Genomic DNA, 16,253 nt, shown 5'->3' with positions numbered 1-16,253 from the left:
CCTCAAAACCTTCAGGGGGATGCCATAAAAAGGCCTGTGCCGGATGCCAGCAAATAAGGCGCCAAGACGTTGGAACACCTTACCCTGCCGAGCGATCAAGCTCAGGTACGCAGCTTGGCTCCCAGCTCTTGTTCAAGCCGCTCGAGCACGGCCTGCACCACAGCGTCCACCTCAGCGTCCACCAGTGTCTGAGAAGATGCCTGTAAAATCAATCCGAAAGCCAAGCTTTTGTGGTGCGGCTCAATCTTGTCACCTTGGTATTGATCGAACAAGATCAGCTGTTTCAGCAGATCACCAGCGGCAGCCATCACCGTTTGGCGGACCTGCTCGAATCCAAGCTCAACCGGCACCAGGATCGCCAGATCGCGGCGGATCGAGGGAAATCGGGACAAGGGCTCGAATGCCGGCCGCTTGCCAACCCCCAACGCAGCGAGGTCGATCTCGAACAGCTGAACGCTGTTCGGTAGTTCCAGCCGTCGCGCCAACAATGGATGCAGGGTGCCGATCCAGCCAATCGGCTGATCGCCCAGCCAGAAGGCCGCGCTCTGCCCCGGATGCAGCGCCGGATGCGCCTCATGCTCAGAGGCTGGCGGCTGAAGCCGGAGCGCGTCGAGCCGCCCGGTCTGCGTCAGCACGGCCTCAAGATCCGATTTGAGATCAAAGACATCCGCCAGACGTTCAGATGTACCCCATTGTTCTGGCAGCACCGAGCCAACGATGGCAGCGGCTAGACTGGGCGACTGCCGAAGGTCCGCCGAACCGCCAAGAAAGCGCAGTCCGGTCTCGAATAGCCGCACCCGCGCTTGCTGACGCGCCAGGTTTTGCCGCATGACCTGGATCAGGCCTGGCCAGAGGCTTGTTCGCATGACCGAAAGCTCTGCCGAGAGCGGGTTGGCCAGGGCTAAGGGCGCTGAAGCCGGACTCGGATCAAACCAGCGATTCTGCTCCGGGCTGACGAAGCTATAGGTGATCGCCTCGAAGTAGCCGCGGGCAACCAGGGTCCGGCGTGCCTGGTCGATGTCGAAGGCCATCTCCTGTGGCGCACGGGTCAAGGCGGCCGAGCGCGCATGGGTGACCGGGATGGCGTTGTAGCCGTAGATCCGACCGATCTCGGCGATCAGATCAACCTCGCGTTGGATGTCGAAACGCCGCGAGGGCACGCTGACCTGCCAGCCCCGCGCGCCTTCCCTAGCGCTTTCGGCGGTAGGTTCCCCGGCGTTATCACCGGCAGCGCCCACAGGGATCGACTGCAGCGACATCCCAAGCCGCGTCAGGATATCGACCACCTGCGCATCGTCCGGCGAGATGCCGAGCACCTGTTGAATACGTTTGCAGCGCAGCAGCAGCGAGACCGGCTGAGGTCGATCGGCCTCCGACAGCACCTCCACCAGCGGACCTGGCCGACCGCCAGCAATGGCCAACAGCAACGTTGTGGCGCGCTCGATAGCCCGCTGCTGCAGCATCGGATCGACGCCCCGCTCAAAGCGATGCGAGGAGTCGGTGTGCAAACCATAGCGGCGCGCCCGACCGGCGATCGCCTCGGGCGCGAAGAAAGCACTCTCGAGCAGGAGATCGCGGGTCGTCTCAGACACCGCGCTGGCGGCCCCTCCCATGATGCCAGCCATCGCCACCGGCCCATGGTCGTCGGCGATCACGAGGGTGTCATCGTCGAGCTCGACCTCTTCGTCATTGAGCAGCACCAAACGCTCGCCGGCGCAGGACATACGAACCCGGATCGCACCCTCAAGCTTGTCAAGGTCGAACGCATGCAGTGGCTGCCCCAACTCGAGCAGCACATAGTTGGTGACATCAACCATCGGCGAGATCGGCCGCAGCCCACTGCGACGCAGACGCTCCGTCATCCAGAGCGGCGTCTCGGCAGTCGGGTCAAGATCGCGGATGATGCGGCAGACATAGCGCGGACAGGCAGCCGGCGACTCAAGCTGCAGGCTGTAACGGTCATCCAGGAGGGGCGCGACCGGTTTCTCCACCGGCTCAGTCAGGCTCAGGCGGTTCAGCACGCCGACCTCGCGCGCGACGCCGGCAATGCTCAGGCAATCGCTGCGATCGGGCGTCAGATCGAGCTCGATCGCGTGATCATCGAGCGCCAGCCAGTCACGCAGATCCTCAGCCATCGGAGCATCGGCCGGCAGGGTCATGATCCCGTCCGAGCGTTCCGCCAAGCCCAACTCCGAGGCCGAGCAGATCATCCCCTGCGAGGCCACGCCGCGCAGCTTGGCCTTCTTAATCTTGAAGTTTCCAGGGAGGACAGCGCCAATACGCGCTACAGGAACCCGCTGTCCAGCCGCTACGTTGGCCGCACCGCAAACGATCTGCAGCGGCTCCTCATCGCCCACATCAACCCGACACACGCGCAGCTTGGTCGCATCGGGGTGCGGCTCGACGGCTTCGACGGCACCGATGACAACGCCCGAAAAGGCGGGCGCCACCAGCTCGAGTGCATCGACCTCAAGGCCGGCCATGCTGAGCTGATCGCAGAGGGCCTGCGCATCAAGCGGAGGATCGACCCATTCACGCAGCCAGGATTCACTAAAGCGCATAAGGCACTCCGCGTAAACGCGCCGTTCGAGCCATAGTCTTGTTCACGTTGAGGTTAGGATCAAGTCGACTGGGATCAGGCGAACTGCGACAGAAAGCGCAGATCGTTCTCAAAATAGAGTCGCAAGTCATCGACACCGTAGCGCAGCATCGCCAAACGCTCCACGCCCATGCCGAAGGCATAGCCGAGCCAGTGCTCGGAGTCGATGCCGACTTGGCGGAAGACCTCTGGATGGATCATGCCGCAGCCCAGCACCTCCAGCCAGCCACTCTGCTTGCAGACCCGACAGCCCCGACCACCGCACTTCACGCATTGCACATCGACCTCGGCGGAGGGCTCAGTGAACGGAAAGTACGAGGGTCGAAAGCGCAGCTTCAGATCTTCCTGCTCGAAGAAGTGACGTAGGAAATCGTAGAGCACACCCTTAAGATCGGCGAAGGTCGCCTCTCGGTCGACCAGAAAACCCTCGACCTGATGGAACATCGGCGTGTGGGTCAGATCCGAATCGCAACGGTAGACGCGCCCGGGCGCGATGATGCGCAGCGGCGGCTCCTGCATCTCCATCACCCGGATCTGCACTGGCGAGGTATGGGTGCGCAGCAGACGCCCATCCGGGAAATAGAACGTATCGTGCATCGCCCGCGCCGGATGATGCGCCGGGATATTGAGGGCCTCGAAGTTGTGATAGTCATCCTCAACCTCGGGTCCCTCGGCGATACTGAAGCCGGCATTGGCGAACAGACGCTCGATGCGTGTCATGGCGCGCGTGACCGGGTGCAAGGCGCCAGGCGTTTGACCGCGCCCCGGCAAGCTCAGGTCGAGGCGCTCATCCCGCAGTTGGGCCGCCAATCGCTGCTCCTCAAGCTCGGCACGGCGAGCATCCAGCGCCTCTTGCACGACTCGCTTCGACTCATTGATCCGCTGGCCCGCGGCAGGCCGCTCATCCTTTGGCAAGGCACCGAGCGACTTGAGCTGCCGAGTCAGCAGGCCCGTCTTGCCCAGATAGCGCACCCGCACATCGTCGAGGGCAGCCAAGTCTGTGGCCGCATTGACTGACAAGAGTGCGGCCGACTCGAGATCGGCCAGGTCAGCAGCCGAATCGGCATCAGCAGGACGTTGCGTCATGGGTTCCTCTAGAAGATCACAGGCGAAGATGACGCGCCGTCTACGACTCGAGACGGCGCGTTGCGAGTGGCTGCGTCTTAGGAGGCGTCGGCCAAAGCCGCCTTGGCCTGCTCCGCCAGCACACCGAAGGCTGGCTCGTTTTCATAGGCAAGCTCGGCAAGCATCTTACGGTCGATCTCGACACCTGCCTTGTTAAGCCCATCAATCATGCGGCTGTAGGACAACCCATGCAGGCGAGCAGCGGCATTGATGCGGGCGATCCAGAGCGCGCGAAACTGACGCTTACGCTGGCGGCGGTCACGATAAGCATACTGACCGGCTTTGATCACCGCCTGCTTGGCGACCCGATAGACCTTGCTGCGGGCACCATAATAGCCCTTCGCTTGGTCGAGGATCTTTTTGTGGCGAGCGTGCGCGGTCACGCCGCGTTTAACGCGTGGCATAGTCGTTCTCCGAAGTGTTCAAATCGTCATGGCTGAGCAGGCTCGGCCGCGTTGGCCGATGGCGCCATGCTCGGCAAGGGCTGGCGGGACTCAGCAGTAAGGCATCATGCGCCGCGCGGCCCGGTTATCGGACTTATGCAGCAGATGATTCTTGCGCAACTGACGTTTCCGCTTGGTCGCCTTCTTGGTCAGGATATGACGTCGGTGCGAGGCATTACGCTTGAACAGTCCGGACGCCGTGCGCGCGAAGCGCTTTGCGGCACCGCGATTGGTCTTGATCTTGGGCATTTTTCACTCCGTAGTGTGCTTGCCACCGATCCTGTCGGCAGCTTATTGGATGCGGCGCATCGGAAGCCCGGCCCGGGCGCCGCGTATCGGGATACGCGTTATGGCGAATCATCTGTTGGGTTAATGCTTCTTCGGCCCCAGCACCATGATCATCTGCCGCCCTTCCATCTGCGGCTGTTGCTCAACGATGCTGATATCGGAGAGATCCTTCTCGACCCTCCGCAACAGATCAAGGCCAAGCTCTCGGTGCGCATGCTCACGACCACGAAAACGCATCGTGACCTTCGCCTTATCGCCCTCGTTCAGGAACCGAGTCAGATTCTTCAGCTTAACCTGATAATCGCCAATATCGGTGCCAGGCCGGAACTTAACCTCCTTGACCTGAACCTGCTTTTGCTTCTTGCGCGCCTCGTTTTGCTTCTTCTTCTGATCGAACCGGAAGCGTCCATAATCCATCAGCCGACAGACTGGCGGATCGGCATTCGGAACGATCTCAACGAGATCCAGGCTCACCTCTGTGGCCCTTTGCATGGCATCAGCCAGGTCGAGGATACCGACCTGTTCGCCATCCTCGGCGATCAAGCGAACCTGGGGAACCGAGATCTCCTCATTGACGCGGTTACGTTTTGGTGCAGCGATAGCAGACTTCCTCCGAAATACGAAAAGACCGACAGCAGCGTGATGCTGAGCAGCCCAGGAAGCAACCTGGAGGCCAACCCACAGCGCCGCTCGATAACACACCCATTGGGCTAGGCAAGCCCTTGATCATCCAGCAGAACGATCTCGATCAGCGAGCCTCGCCAACACAGAAGCGACCCAAGGCTAGCGACTCTTCAGGACTCGACGACTCCGGTTGCACGCTGGGCAACCTCGTCGCTTAGCTTCCGCACCAAGTCATCGATGCTAACCAGGCCCAAGTCCGCGCCTTGACGATTGCGGAGCGCCAGCGTCTGACTCTCCATCTCGCGATCACCAACCACCAGCAGGTAGGGAACCTTCTGCAGGGTGTGCTCGCGAATCTTAAAGCCGATCTTCTCGTTCCTCAAGTCGGCATCGACACGGAACCCTTTGTCTCGCAAGACCTTAGCCATCTCATCAGCATAGTCACGCTGATGATCGGTGATGGTCAGCACCACTGCCTGTACCGGAGCCAGCCAGAGCGGCAACGCGCCCGCGTAATGCTCGATCAAGATGCCGATAAACCGCTCCATCGAGCCGAGAATAGCGCGGTGGATCATCACCGGCACCTGCTTAGCATTGTCCTCGCCAATGTAATAGGCGCCGAGCCGGCCCGGCATCGAGAAATCAACCTGGATGGTGCCACATTGCCAGGTACGGCCAATGCTATCGCGCAAGGTGAACTCGATCTTCGGGCCATAGAAGGCGCCTTCGCCGGGCTGCACACGGAAATCCAGCCCCTTGTCGCGCAGGGCCTTGTCGAGGGCCGCCTCGCCTTTGTCCCAAAGATCATCGCTACCGACCCGCTTCTGCGGCCGCAGCGACAGCGCCAGATCGATCTGATCGAAGCCGAAGTCCTGATAGGTCTCAAACACCATCTCGATCAGCGTCGACACCTCTTGCTGCAGCTGATCCTCGGTGCAGAAAACATGCGCATCATCCTGGGTGAAACGCCGTGCGCGCATCAGCCCGTGCAGGGTGCCTGAAGGCTCGCTGCGATGGACGACGCCAAACTCGGCGATCTTCAGCGGCAGCTCGCGATAGCTTTTTAGCCCCTGATTAAAGATCTGGATGTGGCCGGGACAGTTCATCGGCTTGATCGCGTAATCGCGCTCATCGAGCTGCGTCGTGAACATGTCATCGGCGAACTTTTCCCAGTGCCCAGAACGCTCCCAGAGCGAGCGATCCAACACCTGCGGCGTCTCGACCTCCTGATAGCCGTACTCGTCGAGCTTGACGCGCATGTACTCCTCGACCTGCCGATAGATGATCCGGCCCTTTTGGTGCCAGAACGCCATCCCCGGCGCCTCGTCTTGGAAGTGGAACAGGTCGAGCTGCTTGCCGAGCTTGCGATGATCCCGCTTCTCGGCCTCCTCGAGCCGATGCAGATAGGCCTTGAGCTCCTTCTTATCACGCCAGGCGGTGCCATAGATGCGCTGCAACATGACATTACTGGAATCACCGCGCCAATAAGCGCCAGCCAGTTTAGTCAGCTTGAAGCCATTGCCGAGCTTGCCGGTGCTCGGCAGATGCGGGCCGCGGCAGACATCGAACCAGTCGCCCTGGCGATAGACCGAGACCTCCTCGCCCTCCGGGATGAGGTCATCGATGATCTCGACTTTATAGGCCTCACCAAGCTCGCGAAACACCGTCATCGCCTGCTCGCGCTCCCAAACCTCACGCTGGATCGGCAGATCGCGCTTGACGATCTCATGCATGCGCTGCTCGATCGCGGTTAGATCATCGGGGGTAAAGGGCTCGTCGCGCGCAAAGTCGTAATAGAAGCCGTTCTCGATCGCCGGCCCAATGGTCACCTGCGTGCCTGGGTACAGTTCCTGCACCGCCTGCGCCATCACATGCGCGGCATCATGGCGCAGCAGTTCAAGCGACTCTTCATCTCGGCTAGTCACAATCGCGACGATTGCGTCGGCGTCGATAGGAAACGAGGTGTCGACCAACTGGCCATTGACCCGCCCCGCCAACGCTGCCTTCGCCAAACCAGTGCCGATATCGGCTGCAATCGCCTGCACCGTGACGGGCTCGGCGTACTGCCGTTGGGAGCCATCTGGAAGGGTGATCGTTGGCATTCTCGAAACCTCAGGGTGTCAGTGGTGGCCGATACGAGGAGCCACATGAAATGGGGCGACAGCCGCAACGCGCCCGCCAGAAACCAAAAACCGCCAGCCCCAGGCAAACGATGCGCAGCGCGCAACGGCCAAGGCTGACGGCTCCGGTGGCTCGGCACCATCCGTGCTGCCGACAACCGACTAAATTGGTAGGCGCGATTGGACTCGAACCAACGACCCCCACCATGTCAAGGTGGTGCTCTAACCAGCTGAGCTACGCGCCTGTCGAAGCCGCACAGAATATATCGCCTCACGACACTTGGCAAGCAGAAATCGCGACAAAATCGCCAGAGTGCACAAAACCCTTGTGGCCGCAAAACTGATCTCTTACCATGGGCGGCTGGTTGTCCATCCAACCTCCTTCCTCTCGCCGATGTAGCTCAGGTGGTAGAGCAACTGATTCGTAATCAGTAGGTCAGCGGTTCGAATCCGCTCATCGGCTCCAGTTAAAACATAAGGGTTAAGCTCAAATTCAGCTACCCTTTTTATCAATTTAGGACTCCGGGGTAACGCTAGGGGTAACATTTTGCAAACGTTTGAACGGGAGCGTAGAAACGCTGGCGGACCGCATCAACGAGAGCAAGTGGCCGCCGACCTAGAATTTTGATGATGAGCGTTAGCGGTCGGAGATCTTGATTGTCAGCGGCTCCCATCCGGTGAATCTCCTTCCAGGCCTGTTTCCTAAATCCCCTCGGCATCACCCCGACCAGCGCGCGTGAGCGAGGCGACGACCGCCGATCGCCACCAGTAACGACGACGCTCAATCACCAAGGGTGCCGGGGTGATCCCCAGCTTGATCCAGCGCCACAATGTCATATCGCTGATGCCGCCAGCCAGACGCCGAACCTCATCGGCTGTGATCAATCGATCGTTGTCGACCTGGGGCTCGTTGGGGGTTCGGATGCTGTCGTTGTGATGCGTTGCTGTTTGCATGGTTATCCTGCTTGGGTCATGGAGAAAAACGCGATCCTCGGACTTGCGCTCGTTCGCTGGAAAACGATGTGGACCTTCTGGTGTTGAGACGGCGCTCACTCAGGGTGCGCCAATCCGATGGCAGCCCATTCGCGTTGATCGCTTGAAGGGCATTTTTTTGTTGCTCTCTTGCCGAGCACAGCCATAGTCGGCCGGTTGATTGGGTGGGATGCCCTCTGTGGCATCAAGCCTGAGCGACGCCCGCTATCTTCTGGCGTGACGCACTTCAACGGCCTCGTTATCCTTCGCCGACCGCGCACCACCCCGTGGCCGCCAAACACTGCGTTGCTTGAGTTTGCAGATCGGACACTGCAGCGCGGTGCGCGAATAGTCCGCAGCGAGGTAATGGATGTGGCACTGCCGGCAAACGCGCCGCGAAGCCAGTGGTTAGATCCCGGGCCAGTACCCAAGCGGCGTTGATATCGATCGGCGCTCCCAGACGCCCTCCAGCCCCAAGGCGGTCCCACTGCTCCCGGTACAACCGATGGGCCTGCAGCAACGCCTCAAGCTGGATCTGCCGCTCCGTCTCGGGACCGCCAAGCGCGCAATAGAGTGCGATGAACAGTGACGCGCTGGCCTGACTGATCACGGAATCAAGCAGCGTCTGCGTGCTCGGCAACGGACCGGACTTGGGCTTGTCCGCATGAATCTCCCGGTGCAGCTCGCGCACCAACTCAGCGCGCAAGCCCGTGATCCGCTGGACCAACGTCGTGCGCATCCCGCCTCTGATCAGCGCTACGGCCTGCTGTGTGCGGGCCAACTGCTGCAGTCTCATGAGCGCTCCATCTGCTCAGCAGCGAGCAGCACGGCCTGCAGATCGAGCGCCAGGGTTGACGCCGAGGTTGCGACGAAGCGTTCCTCAAGCAGACGCGACTCAAACCGCGGCTGAAAGTGCAACACCCCAGACTCAGCCAGGGCGCGCAACACGGGGAAAGAGGCCTCGCGTAGCAGGCCTATCAACGTCCGATCGAGACCGTAGATCAGGCTGGCCTTCTGCGCATCGGCGCGTGCCAGCGCCTGCGCGCTCAGAAGCCAGTGCAAATTCAAAGCGATCACCTCCCGGTTGAGATCGGTTTCCGGCTGAGTCTCTGGAATCGTCATATCAGGCATACAAGTCGTCCGAGTTCGCGTTATAATACGCACTAAACCGCGAGATCTGCAAATATTACTCGCAATAAAGCGTTACCATCTGTTCATCGAAGACTGCGAGTGACGTCCATCATGTCTGCTGCTGAGACGGTTAAGAGAGACTCAACCCCGCATCAAGCCGGCTACCCCGGTTGGGATAGTGCTGGTTTCCCGCAACGCCTGGCCGAGATCAAGGGCAACATGAGCACCCTGGGATTCGCGCAAAAGTGTGGAATCTCAGAAAGTATCTTCCGCAAATATCTCGCGGGCACGAGCGTCCCCGGCGCCGATAAGCTGGTCGAGATCGCCCAAACGGCCCAGGTCTCGCTCAGTTGGCTGGCCACTGGGGAAGGGCGTCGTGATGGGGTTGAGGACAAGCTCGATCTGGCGACGCTCTGCGCGGTGATCGCCGGCGTCGAAGAGGGCCTCAAGGAGATCGGCGGCAGCATGGCCTCTGATAAGAAAGCCGAACTGATCGCGCTGCTCTACGAGATGCAATGCAACGGCGAGTCGATCTCGGAGAAGCCGATGCTCCGGCTGGTGCGACTCGCGAGCGATTGATGCGGCGCGTCCCGCCATGCGCCCTGATTCCGGCTCCCGGTCAAGGCCGACATCTTGCCGTCAGCCGCGAACACGCGATCCAGCAGGTCGGGTGAGGACGTGCTGCGCTGAGTTCGCGAACGGGCGGCGATCGGGTATTGTTCTGCGGCGCAGGGTCTGCTGATCGGTGCGCGTTTCGATTGATTTGCTCCCCATCGATGTGAGGACCGATGCCATGAGTACCCGTCAAGATGAGATTCGCGACGCCATCCGAGGCTTCGCCGACCAGGTCAAACCCGCTGTCGACCCTGATCAGGCGAATTCAGACCCGCAATCCGTATAAAACGGGCAGCCACCACTTCAGCAGTGGGAAGGCGGCGGATTCCATGTGCATGTGGGCGATGCCCTGTTCGGCAATGGGCCAGTGGACTTCAACCACGGAGCGCATAACCACCTGCTCCCTCGATCAGAACCCACCTGCGTCAACTCTGGGCCAGTGTTCAGTCCAAATCTGTCGCTGCTGGTGATCAGTGCCATTCTCTGGTTTTGTAGCATTGCCACGCTCTACTTCGTCCGCTACCTTCCCACGTTTCAGAGCGACATGCTTGGGCTTTTCGGGTTTCTAGCGCTCGTTGGTGCCTTGACCGCAACGTTGCTCGGCCTGCTTATAGGCAAGCGTGATTAGTGGTTGGCGCCCCAACTGTCAGCAGATGCCTGGACACTAGGCGACCGGGCGCTGCCCGAGTGCGAGACCAGCGGCAGCGGGCATGGGGGCCAGGGTATCCATGGCGTCCTTCGTCACCCCGGTCTATGACCCAGTGATCCCGCGCAGCCTGCCAGCCGGAATCCACCCGCTCGGCAACTCCCCTGAGAGGCCCAAGTAGACCCGCGCATCCGCATCATGTCCGTCGTGCGCCTCCGCGCAAACCCTTGCATCGGCTGTTCGGCGCCCTTTAGGAGCGCCCAAGCCGATCTTCTGCGGCAGCGGCTGATCGCGATCGATGGCCAGGGAACGGCGCCCGCGATCTGGCCTTGTCAATCCCCTTAAACGCCGAAAATCGGCATCTGTCGCCACTGCATCGGCGCCGCGCTTTGCCTAGGCTCTCTCTCTGGCAGCGCGCTTGAGCCCCGACGTCGATCGAGCAGGCCTCTCGCGCGCTGATCGCTCATGTCGTTCGCTTGGGAGGCCCTCAATGCGCAGTTCAGTCGGTGTCACTCTCCGTCAACGTCGTCAGCAGCTCGGCTATTCCCAAACCACATTGGCGCATCGAGCCAAGGTCACGCAGGGCTGGATTTCTCGCCTAGAGAACCGGGTTGAGAATCCCACCCTCAACAGCCTCACCCAAATCGCCAAGGCCTTGGATGTCGAGGTGATCGATCTGCTTAAGCACGCAGGGCCATGACCGCACCCGTGCCCATTGAGGCGGTGCGCGCCTGGGCCTGGCAGTGTCCTGGCGTCACCCCATCGCAGCGGTTGGTCCTGCTGGCGCTCAGTGAGCAACTGCATCGTGGTCATCCCTGCCACTGTTCGTTGAACGCACTGTCCAAGCTGGTTGCACTGACGCCACGCGGTCTCAGTAAGGCCTTAGCCGGGCTCGATGGCCGTTATCTGCAGCGGCACCGCCCTGGACGTGGGTCTCCAACCCAGTACCAGCTGCTCTGTCCGGCGCTGGATACGCCGGCCATTCAGGAGCGGGTGACCCGGGACACTGTCGACGAGGTTGACGCGCTCACGCGAGCACCTCAAGTGTCTCATGCTCAGGGACAGGCTCCTAAGGACAGCGCGCATCAAACTCCGCCGCCTCCTGCCGACAACACGCGAGCGTCAGCCCCACCAACCACCCGTCCGAGCAAAGCTCAGCATTTGACCTTGGTGCGGCAAGGCGACGCTTCGGCTGCCATGCGTGCTCCCGGAGCAGCGACACCAACGCCGGTGACGCCCTCATCCCAGTCACCGGCGCCGAGCCATCCAGACGTCTGCGCATCCCCGACGCCTCAACAATGCACCCGCGCTGCGCCGATCCCACCAACCTGGACACCGAGCGCGTCGGTCTATGCCTGGGCGCACAAGCGCGGTCTCACGCGCGACTGGGTGCAGGCGCAGATCGACGAATTCGTCATCTATTGGCGCGACTGCGGTGAATCACGCAAGAGCTGGGATGCCACCTTCATCAACCGACTGCAGCTGCTGCAGTCCCGCATGACCCAGGGGCCGACCCATGAAACACCTCAGCGACTGGCCGATAAAGACTACGCTGCGGGAGCAACTCCGCTCGATCAAATCGACTGGCTGCGCGCCGGTGATGTCGCTTGAGGAACTGGGCGCACCCGGACGCGAGGAGGTGCGGCGGATTCTCGCCGAACAACGTGCCGCAAAACAATGCACCTCCGAACGCCTGCTTGGACGCAGCGGGATTCCGGCGCGCTATCGCGACAAGACCTTTGCCAACTATCAGGCGGTCACCGCCGAGCAACGACGCGTACTTGGGCTCTGTCGGGCCTACGCTGGACACGTTTAGCGCGCGCCGCAGGGCGACAGTCTTATCCTGGTCGGCACCCCCGGCACCGGCAAGACCCATCTCGCTTGCGCCATCGTCGCCGAGGTGCTGACCGCCGGTCGCAGCGCCTTGTTGCTCTCGATGTCGGAGGCCTTGCGCCTGATGCGCGCGAGTTTTGCGTCCGATGCCGCCTATAGCGAGCGCGAGGCCATTGCCATGCTCACCCGGGTCGACCTGCTGGTCATGGACGAGGTCGGCATGGCGATCGGCAACGAGGACAAACGCCGGGCGATGCTGTTTGATGTGCTCGATGCCCGCTACAGCGATCTGCGCCCGACGGTGCTGGTCAGCAACCTGAGTCGCGATGAGCTGACCGACTCTCTTGGTGAACGGCTGATGGATCGCCTCTGCGAAGGCGGTTCAGTGCTGATCGCCTTGGCTTGGGAGAGTTATCGGCAACGCCCGCGCCGATCGGGCTCGACGATGCTGAAGAGCGTTTGAGGCATCCTGTTGTGTTGCTATAAGGCCCGCCTCGATCGTGATCCCAGGTGGAGACGGCACTGTCTATTGATCCGGACGAGACAACGAACAGTTGCACCTCCAGTGGGGTGGCTGATGATGTCGCTCAATACGCTGCGCGGCCCTCTGTTGGGGCCTTGCCTATCACGTTAGCCGCTGCTCGGGCGATCGCCGTTGAGCACTGTCGAATCGTCCGAAACGCGCTGAGCTTTCGTGGCTGCGGCAATCCCGGACTCGCCCTACCCTCTGGGATTTCCCCTGCCCCGGAGACTGCGCATGGCCACCGCCGCACCCAATCAGAAACGTCGCTTCTCAAAACCGGTTCTCGACCAGACCCTGACCATCCACAGTCAGAATGCCCAGTACGTGCTGCAGCGTGGCCATTCGTTCGTGCTCGTGGTCAGGGCGCTGTATTCGATCTCGGTGGTGCTGCGCATCATCGGTGAGGAGTCCGACATGGATCAGATCGAGGCCCTGGTCTCGGAGCGCATCGAGGCGGTCGCCCAAACGCTGCAGGACGAGCATGCACGGCTCAAAGCGCTGGCCGATGAGGAAGGCGGCGTGCCAGTGCCGCGCTACACGAATCCGCGGGAGGTGACGCTGCAGCTCTCATCGCCGCAGCTGGCCCACTATGTCCGCCTGGTGCTGTTGCTGGACAAGATCCTGATGCTCCTCGATGGGCTCTGGTTCGCCGGTCTGCTCAGTAACAAGCAACGCAAGGATGCCACCCACAGGTTGCGTCGTCTGGTCTACGGGCTTGGGCGCTCCATCATCGATCTGGAGCGCCGCGCGCGCGAATCGGCTCGGCGTGCGGGTAAAGATGCCGAGCTGTTGGCGGCCGATGACGCGGTGAACGCATTGACCCTGGCGACGGGCTCGTTGGTCGATGGCGAGGAAGACGATGATGACGCTGGGCAGCAGGAGGACGCGGATGATGGGAAGGCGGATTCGCAGAGCGCAGGCTCTGAGACAACCGCGTCTGAGACAGCACAATAGGCCAGCTGCCATCGCACATCCTTCCCTAGCGTGTTCGCCAGCCTGTTCCACAACCCTTGTGGATAAGCCTGTGTGCAACGACGGCGCGAACCTTGAAAGCGGCTGCTGAATCAATCACTGCGGCCGGATTGGTCAGAAAAAGCCCAACCCGGCGGCCTGCCCAAAGCCAACTGCGGAGCCTGTGTCGATTTGCTGACGATCAGTTACTGGTTCCGGGCTCGCAGCGCATCCACCTACGCCACAACGCATGGGCAGGATTCACAGTTCCAATCGGCGCCCGACCCCACCGGGCACGCAGCGGTCGCCATAGGCATCCTGAAACGCGGCGATGGCCACATCACCGGTGCAATGGGTCGGCAGGACATCGGTCACCCCGAGCGCCTGCAAGGCCTGCACCGATCGGGTGATCTCGGCATCATCGGCGTACATCAAGTGAAAACCGCCAATCGCCCAGCGGATCGGCTCACCGAGCAGCGCCCGACCCCGCGAGATGATCTGCTCCATACCGGGATGGGCACAGCCACTGATCGCCATGCTGAGGCCGCCCAGGTTGAGGATCAGGCCCTGCTCGGGCGGCTGACTCGCGAGCAGACCGGTGGAGATGATTCCGGGGGCAAGGGTCTGTGGCTCGGCACCGACGACAGTCACCTCACGGCAGAGGCCGTGCAGATCCTGGATCAGGTGCTTGGAGAAGCCCTCGTGCAGGACCACGCTGAGCGCGGGATTGGCCTCGAGCACGGAATCCAGCCCGCCCATGTGGTCCCAGTGGGCATGGGACAGGAACAGCTGATCGACCGAGGCCATCGAGAGGCCAAGCGCGGCCATGTGCTTGAGCAGCACGCGCCCGTTGCTGCCGGTATCGAACAACAGGGTTCGCTCGCCGGTCTCGATCAGCGCGGCGAAGCCCCAGAGTGCGGTCAGCCCGGCGGGGCTCGGCTGGTTGTCGAAGAGGATGGTCAGACGCAGGTTGGCGGTCATCGGGAGGTCCTGTTGCGGGCCGAGCACGGGTCCAGTCTCATCGTTTGCCTCATGCCTCCGACGCACAGGCGCTCAACGCAGGAACTCAGCACTGATCCAGGCTGATTGGTCGGATAGCGATTGATCATGCTCCTGGAGCCTCGGCGCCGACAGCCGCAGACTGTCGGCTTCAGTCTTGAGTCTCGGTGCGTGGCGCCAGCCGCGTGCTAGAGGACTGGATGACTCTACCCGCTCCCAACACCATGAGGCATGAGCATGCAGCCTATGCGAGCAGCCTGGCGCTTGGCATTGATCGTTTTCGGGTCGACGCTCTGCGCCACCTCCTGGGCGCAGGAGCCCTGGACGCTGAGCGACTTCTACGATGCACGCCATGACATCCGCGTGAAGATCGCGGCGGTCAAGAACGCGCAGGGCGATCAGTTGAAGCTCCATGCCGCGAGCAATGAATCGCGGGTCTGGGCAACCTTTCTGCCCTCCAAAACGGCTCCCGCGCTGGACTCGACAGCACGCCTGGCTTGGTGGTGTGGCGATACGGGGCAGCGGCTCACGCGCGATGCGCTGACGCATCAGCTCGCGCAGCGCAGCGGTGAGCCGCCCTCCTCGCTCTATCATGCCGGCGCGCATTACGTCTCCTTCGTGCTCGAGCATGCCGATGGGCTGGACGGGACAACGGGCCAGATCGCTGCGCTGCAAGCCTGCAAGAGCAGGCTCAGTCTGGGGTATCTCGCGGCCGATGGTCGGTTTGCTGAGACAGCGTTCGCGCTCGGGGGCGCAGAGGCCGCGATTGCTGACGTGGCAGACGTCGTTCGTCGTTGAGCGTGAGCCGGGGCGATCCTGACGCGTCTCTGTCATCTGGCGCCCTGCGCTTCGGCCTTCGCTGCACAGACCGGATGCTGAGCGGCGTCTGCGATGCCTACAATGACAGCCGGTGCAGATCGCTACGATGAACACTGCACGCCTGTCTTGGTCGCGCTGCATCCGCCGTTCGGGTGAAGGCCGCGTGTCTGGCGATCCTGCGTCCCCTGGAGGCGCTCCTTGCATCCCCCTACTGCGCCACTGGCGCTTGCTCAGCGTCGGCTTTCTGATGGTCGCCTTCTCTGCCGTCGGCCAAACCTTTGTGCTGTCGCTGTTCGGCGGCGAATGGCGCGCGACCTTTGGGCTCTCGCACGGGGGACTTGGGCTGGTCTATTCGACCGCCACCCTGCTCAGTGCCCTGCTGCTGATCGCGGCCGGACATCTCGTGGACCGGGTCGCACTGCCGTTGATGGTCGCCGGCGTGGTGCTGGGAGCAGCGCTCGGCAGCGTCGCGCTCGCGCTCAGCGTCGGGGTGCCCGGTCTGGTGCTGGGCTTTTTTCTGCTGCGCTTCTTCGGTCAGGGGTTGATGACGCATACGGCGCAGACA

The 16,253-nt window shown here is 61.9% G+C and carries 18 protein-coding genes, 2 tRNA genes and 1 pseudogene; 9 read left to right on the top strand and 12 right to left on the bottom strand.

Going from position 1 to position 16,253, the window contains the following annotated elements; all coding sequences use genetic code 11:
* Nucleotides 1-101 precede the first annotated feature (101 nt).
* From pheT to VBE63_RS08810, 7 genes are all read right to left on the bottom strand, one after another.
* The gene (gene pheT / locus VBE63_RS08840) at nt 102-2,561 is read right to left on the bottom strand and encodes a phenylalanine--tRNA ligase subunit beta (RefSeq protein ID WP_323682647.1); all 2,460 of its coding nucleotides are present in this window, start codon (nt 2,559-2,561) and stop codon (nt 102-104) included.
* Between the two features lie 74 nt (nt 2,562-2,635).
* Nucleotides 2,636-3,685 carry a phenylalanine--tRNA ligase subunit alpha gene (gene pheS / locus VBE63_RS08835; protein WP_323682646.1) on the bottom strand — a complete coding sequence of 350 codons (1,050 nt, stop codon included), beginning with the start codon at nt 3,683-3,685 and terminating at the stop codon, nt 2,636-2,638.
* A 77-nt stretch (nt 3,686-3,762) separates the two neighbouring features.
* Complete coding sequence (gene rplT / locus VBE63_RS08830) at nt 3,763-4,128, bottom strand: 50S ribosomal protein L20 (RefSeq protein WP_323682645.1); 366 nt, start codon at nt 4,126-4,128, stop codon at nt 3,763-3,765.
* Between the two features lie 90 nt (nt 4,129-4,218).
* The gene (gene rpmI, locus VBE63_RS08825; protein ID WP_200251268.1) at nt 4,219-4,416 is read right to left on the bottom strand and encodes a 50S ribosomal protein L35; all 198 of its coding nucleotides are present in this window, start codon (nt 4,414-4,416) and stop codon (nt 4,219-4,221) included.
* A gap of 120 nt (nt 4,417-4,536) precedes the next feature.
* On the bottom strand, nt 4,537-5,055 hold the full coding sequence (gene infC, locus VBE63_RS08820) for a translation initiation factor IF-3 (RefSeq protein ID WP_323682687.1): 519 nt from the start codon (nt 5,053-5,055) through the stop codon (nt 4,537-4,539).
* Between the two features lie 194 nt (nt 5,056-5,249).
* Nucleotides 5,250-7,181: a threonine--tRNA ligase gene (gene thrS / locus VBE63_RS08815; RefSeq protein ID WP_323682644.1), complete on the bottom strand. Its 1,932-nt coding sequence runs from the start codon at nt 7,179-7,181 to the stop codon at nt 5,250-5,252.
* 186 nt (nt 7,182-7,367) lie between these two features.
* Nucleotides 7,368-7,444 (bottom strand) — tRNA-Val (locus tag VBE63_RS08810).
* A 145-nt stretch (nt 7,445-7,589) separates the two neighbouring features.
* Here VBE63_RS08810 and VBE63_RS08805 point away from each other — a divergent pair.
* A tRNA-Thr gene (locus tag VBE63_RS08805) sits at nt 7,590-7,665 on the top strand.
* 236 nt (nt 7,666-7,901) lie between these two features.
* Here VBE63_RS08805 and VBE63_RS08800 read toward each other — a convergent pair.
* The 3 genes from VBE63_RS08800 to VBE63_RS08790 form a co-directional block, all read right to left on the bottom strand.
* Entirely contained in the window at nt 7,902-8,153 is a 252-nt protein-coding gene (locus tag VBE63_RS08800; protein ID WP_323682643.1) for a hypothetical protein, read from the bottom strand.
* 277 nt (nt 8,154-8,430) lie between these two features.
* Entirely contained in the window at nt 8,431-8,967 is a 537-nt protein-coding gene (locus VBE63_RS08795; RefSeq protein WP_323682642.1) for a FlhC family transcriptional regulator, read from the bottom strand.
* Nucleotides 8,964-9,302 carry a flagellar transcriptional regulator FlhD gene (locus VBE63_RS08790; protein WP_323682641.1) on the bottom strand — a complete coding sequence of 113 codons (339 nt, stop codon included), beginning with the start codon at nt 9,300-9,302 and terminating at the stop codon, nt 8,964-8,966. The genes VBE63_RS08795 and VBE63_RS08790 overlap by 4 nt, the downstream gene beginning before the upstream one ends.
* A 111-nt stretch (nt 9,303-9,413) precedes the next feature.
* On the opposite strand from VBE63_RS08790, the gene VBE63_RS08785 reads away from it, so the two are divergent.
* On the top strand, nt 9,414-9,881 hold the full coding sequence (locus VBE63_RS08785) for a helix-turn-helix transcriptional regulator (protein ID WP_323682640.1): 468 nt from the start codon (nt 9,414-9,416) through the stop codon (nt 9,879-9,881).
* Nucleotides 9,882-10,182: 301 nt separating this feature from the next.
* On the opposite strand, the gene VBE63_RS08780 is transcribed toward VBE63_RS08785, so the two are convergent.
* The gene (locus VBE63_RS08780) at nt 10,183-10,308 is read right to left on the bottom strand and encodes a hypothetical protein (protein WP_323682639.1); all 126 of its coding nucleotides are present in this window, start codon (nt 10,306-10,308) and stop codon (nt 10,183-10,185) included.
* A gap of 745 nt (nt 10,309-11,053) precedes the next feature.
* Here VBE63_RS08780 and VBE63_RS08775 point away from each other — a divergent pair.
* The 5 genes from VBE63_RS08775 (at nt 11,054) to VBE63_RS08755 (ending at nt 13,873) form a co-directional block, all read left to right on the top strand.
* Nucleotides 11,054-11,263: a helix-turn-helix transcriptional regulator gene (locus VBE63_RS08775; RefSeq protein ID WP_323682638.1), complete on the top strand. Its 210-nt coding sequence runs from the start codon at nt 11,054-11,056 to the stop codon at nt 11,261-11,263.
* Nucleotides 11,260-12,174, top strand: coding sequence for a DnaT-like ssDNA-binding domain-containing protein (locus VBE63_RS08770; protein ID WP_323682637.1), 915 nt, complete (start codon nt 11,260-11,262; stop codon nt 12,172-12,174). The genes VBE63_RS08775 and VBE63_RS08770 overlap by 4 nt, the downstream gene beginning before the upstream one ends.
* Entirely contained in the window at nt 12,164-12,379 is a 216-nt protein-coding gene (locus tag VBE63_RS08765; RefSeq protein WP_323682636.1) for a hypothetical protein, read from the top strand. Before VBE63_RS08770 ends, VBE63_RS08765 begins: the two co-directional genes overlap by 11 nt.
* Nucleotides 12,380-12,403: 24 nt before the next feature.
* Complete coding sequence (locus VBE63_RS08760; protein WP_323682686.1) at nt 12,404-12,859, top strand: ATP-binding protein; 456 nt, start codon at nt 12,404-12,406, stop codon at nt 12,857-12,859.
* A 294-nt stretch (nt 12,860-13,153) separates the two neighbouring features.
* Nucleotides 13,154-13,873, top strand: a complete 720-nt coding sequence (locus VBE63_RS08755; RefSeq protein WP_323682635.1) for a hypothetical protein — start codon at nt 13,154-13,156, stop codon at nt 13,871-13,873.
* A 258-nt stretch (nt 13,874-14,131) separates the two neighbouring features.
* Here VBE63_RS08755 and VBE63_RS08750 read toward each other — a convergent pair whose 3' ends face one another.
* Complete coding sequence (locus VBE63_RS08750; protein WP_323682634.1) at nt 14,132-14,851, bottom strand: MBL fold metallo-hydrolase; 720 nt, start codon at nt 14,849-14,851, stop codon at nt 14,132-14,134.
* A 255-nt stretch (nt 14,852-15,106) separates the two neighbouring features.
* Here VBE63_RS08750 and VBE63_RS08745 point away from each other — a divergent pair, with 255 nt between their 5' ends.
* Nucleotides 15,107-15,667, top strand: coding sequence for a hypothetical protein (locus tag VBE63_RS08745; protein WP_323682633.1), 561 nt, complete (start codon nt 15,107-15,109; stop codon nt 15,665-15,667).
* Between the two features lie 127 nt (nt 15,668-15,794).
* Nucleotides 15,795-16,253: pseudogene (locus VBE63_RS08740) on the top strand (hypothetical protein); the annotation flags it as partial.

Source organism: Lamprobacter sp. (assembly GCF_034860625.1).
Lineage (GTDB): Bacteria > Pseudomonadota > Gammaproteobacteria > Chromatiales > Chromatiaceae > Lamprobacter.
The sequence above is the reverse complement of the archived record's forward strand: the minus strand, read 5'-3'. Positions and strand labels throughout refer to the sequence as shown.

Coding starts and splice junctions, on each gene's coding strand:
- pheT (WP_323682647.1), bottom strand. CDS start 2,561: ATGCGCTTTAGTGAATCCTGGCTGCGTGAATGGGTCGATCCTCCGCTT.
- pheS (WP_323682646.1), bottom strand. CDS start 3,685: ATGACGCAACGTCCTGCTGATGCCGATTCGGCTGCTGACCTGGCCGAT.
- rplT (WP_323682645.1), bottom strand. CDS start 4,128: ATGCCACGCGTTAAACGCGGCGTGACCGCGCACGCTCGCCACAAAAAG.
- rpmI (WP_200251268.1), bottom strand. CDS start 4,416: ATGCCCAAGATCAAGACCAATCGCGGTGCCGCAAAGCGCTTCGCGCGC.
- thrS (WP_323682644.1), bottom strand. CDS start 7,181: ATGCCAACGATCACCCTTCCAGATGGCTCCCAACGGCAGTACGCCGAG.
- VBE63_RS08800 (WP_323682643.1), bottom strand. CDS start 8,153: ATGCAAACAGCAACGCATCACAACGACAGCATCCGAACCCCCAACGAG.
- VBE63_RS08795 (WP_323682642.1), bottom strand. CDS start 8,967: ATGAGACTGCAGCAGTTGGCCCGCACACAGCAGGCCGTAGCGCTGATC.
- VBE63_RS08790 (WP_323682641.1), bottom strand. CDS start 9,302: ATGCCTGATATGACGATTCCAGAGACTCAGCCGGAAACCGATCTCAAC.
- VBE63_RS08785 (WP_323682640.1), top strand. CDS start 9,414: ATGTCTGCTGCTGAGACGGTTAAGAGAGACTCAACCCCGCATCAAGCC.
- VBE63_RS08780 (WP_323682639.1), bottom strand. CDS start 10,308: ATGCGCTCCGTGGTTGAAGTCCACTGGCCCATTGCCGAACAGGGCATC.
- VBE63_RS08775 (WP_323682638.1), top strand. CDS start 11,054: ATGCGCAGTTCAGTCGGTGTCACTCTCCGTCAACGTCGTCAGCAGCTC.
- VBE63_RS08770 (WP_323682637.1), top strand. CDS start 11,260: ATGACCGCACCCGTGCCCATTGAGGCGGTGCGCGCCTGGGCCTGGCAG.
- VBE63_RS08765 (WP_323682636.1), top strand. CDS start 12,164: ATGTCGCTTGAGGAACTGGGCGCACCCGGACGCGAGGAGGTGCGGCGG.
- VBE63_RS08755 (WP_323682635.1), top strand. CDS start 13,154: ATGGCCACCGCCGCACCCAATCAGAAACGTCGCTTCTCAAAACCGGTT.
- VBE63_RS08750 (WP_323682634.1), bottom strand. CDS start 14,851: ATGACCGCCAACCTGCGTCTGACCATCCTCTTCGACAACCAGCCGAGC.
- VBE63_RS08745 (WP_323682633.1), top strand. CDS start 15,107: ATGCAGCCTATGCGAGCAGCCTGGCGCTTGGCATTGATCGTTTTCGGG.